This window comes from Neisseria sp. HMSC31F04 (assembly GCF_001807735.1).
Taxonomy (GTDB): domain Bacteria; phylum Pseudomonadota; class Gammaproteobacteria; order Burkholderiales; family Neisseriaceae; genus Neisseria; species Neisseria elongata.
Genome location: NZ_KV790752.1, coordinates 1 through 2,575, shown reverse-complemented (window position 1 = coordinate 2,575; position 2,575 = coordinate 1). Strand labels below are relative to the sequence as shown.

Here is a 2,575-nt window from a genome sequence, read left to right as displayed (position 1 = left end):
CCTAAAAGGCGGTCCGGATGCCTGATTAATCAAGTATCCAAGGGGGATTAAGAGGGGGGGTATTTGAGTAGAATCAGTGGATATTTGAAACAAAAACAGCCAAAAATCTTTATTTAGGTTTCGGCTGTCGGGGAAAAAGGAATTTTGCAAAGGTCTCGGCCTTTTTTTCTCAAAAATCTTATCATATAAACAATGGAATGCTATATAATAACAGCCTTTCGAAATATGATGAGAAACTAAAATGACACAAACCACACTCAAACCCATCGTTTTATCTATTCTTTTAATCAGCACTCCCATCCTCTCCCAAGCGCATGAAACCGAGCAGTCGGTTGACTTGGAAGAGGTTACCGTCGTCGGTAAAAGCCGTCCGCGCGCCACTTCGGGTCTGTTGCACACTTCGACCGCCTCCGACAAAATCATCTCCGGCGATACCTTGCGCCAAAAAGCCGTCAACTTGGGTGATGCTTTAGACGGCGTACCGGGCATTCATGCCTCGCAATACGGCGGCGGCGCATCCGCTCCCGTTATTCGCGGTCAAACAGGCAGACGGATTAAAGTATTGAACCATCACGGCGAAACGGGCGACATGGCGGACTTCTCGCCCGACCATGCCTTGATGGTGGACAGCGCCTTGTCGCAACAAGTCGAAATCCTGCGCGGTCCGGTTACGCTCTTGTACAGCTCGGGCAATGTAGCCGGTTTGGTCGATGTTGCCGATGGAAAAATCCCCGAAAAAATGCCTGAAAACGGCGTATCGGGCGAAGCCGGATTACGTTTGAGCAGCGGCAATTTGGAAAAACTGACATCCGCAGGCATCAATATCGGCTTGGGCAACAACTTCGTGCTGCATACTGAAGGCTTGTACCGCAAATCAGGCGATTACGCTGTACCGCGCTATCAAAAAGAAGAAGGCCGTCTGAAACGACTGCCCGACAGCCATGCCGATTCAAAAACAGGCAGCATCGGCCTGTCTTGGGTTGGGGATAAAGGTTTCCTCGGCGTGGCGTACAGCGACCGTCGCGACCGCTACGGCCTGCCTGCCCACAGCCATCTCTACGACGACTGCCACGCCGACATCATCTGGCAGAAAAGTTTGATTAACAAACGCTATTTGCAGCTTTATCCGCACCTCTTGACCGAAGAAGACGTCGATTACGACAATCCGGGTTTGAGCTGCGGTTTCCACGACGATGATAATGCACACACCCATGTCCACAACGGCAAACCGTGGATAGACCTGCGCAACAAACGCTACGAACTCCGCGCCGAATGGAAGCAACCGTTCCCCGGTTTTGAAGCCCTGCGCGTACACCTGAACCGCAATGACTACCACCACGACGAAAAAGCAGGCAATGTAGTAGAAAACTTCTTCAACAATAAAACACACAACGCCCGTATCGAGTTACGCCACCAACCCATAGGCCGTCTGAAAGGCAGCTGGGGCGTACAATATTTGGGACAAAAATCCAGCGCGCTTTCCGCCATTCCCGAAACCGTCCAACAACCGATGTTGATTGACAACAATGTGCGCCATTACAGCTTTTTCGGTGTAGAACAGGCAAACTGGGACAACTTCACGCTTGAAGGCGGCGTACGCGTGGAAAAACAAAAAGCCTCCATCCAGTACGACAAAGCATTGATTGATCGAGAAAACTACTACAACCAACCCCTGCCTGACCTCGGTGCGCACCGCCAAACCGCCCGCTCGTTCGCACTTTCGGGCAACTGGTATTTCACGCCATACCACAAACTCAGCCTGACCGCCTCCCATCAGGAACGCCTGCCGTCAACGCAAGAACTGTACGCACACGGCAAACACGTTGCCACCAACACCTTTGAAGTCGGCAACAACCACCTCAACAAAGAGCGTTCCAACAATATCGAACTCGCGCTGGGCTACGAAGGCGACCGCTGGCAATACAATCTGGCACTCTACCGCAACCGTTTCGGCAACTACATTTACGCCCAAACCTTAAACGACGGACGTGGCCCCAAATCCATCGAAGACGACAGCGAAATGAAGCTCGTGCGCTACAACCAATCCGGCGCCGACTTCTACGGCGCGGAAGGCGAAATCTACTTCAAACCGACACCGCGCTACCGCATCGGCGTTTCCGGCGACTATGTACGAGGCCGTCTGAAAAACCTGCCTTCCCTACCCGGCAGGGAAGATGCTTACGGTAACCGTCCTTTCATCGCACAGGACGACCAAAACGCGCCTCGCGTTCCGGCTGCGCGCCTCGGCTTCCACCTGAAAGCCTCGCTGACCGACCGTATCGATGCCAATTTGGACTACTACCGCGTGTTCGCCCAAAACAAACTCGCCCGCTACGAAACACGCACGCCCGGACACCATATGCTCAACCTCGGCGCAAACTACCGCCGCAATACGCGCTATGGCGAGTGGAATTGGTATGTCAAAGCCGACAATCTGCTCAACCAATCCGTTTACGCCCATAGCAGCTTCCTCTCTGATACGCCGCAAATGGGCCGCAGCTTTACCGGCGGCGTGAACGTGAAGTTTTAAAATCGGACAGGCAGAGACCTTTGCAAAAAAGCCTTTCCTCCAATA

1 protein-coding gene is annotated in these 2,575 nt (G+C 52.7%); it reads left to right on the top strand.

Features of this window, described 5'->3' with window-relative positions:
• Positions 1-241: 241 nt before the first annotated feature.
• On the top strand, positions 242-2,530 hold the full coding sequence (gene znuD / locus HMPREF3107_RS00220; RefSeq protein ID WP_070451904.1) for a TonB-dependent zinc receptor ZnuD: 2,289 nt from the start codon (positions 242-244) through the stop codon (positions 2,528-2,530).
• Positions 2,531-2,575 lie beyond the last annotated feature (45 nt).

What these genes read in the sequence shown, in the direction of transcription:
- znuD (WP_070451904.1), top strand. Translation starts at nt 242, where the DNA reads ATGACACAAACCACACTCAAACCCATCGTTTTATCTATTCTTTTAATC.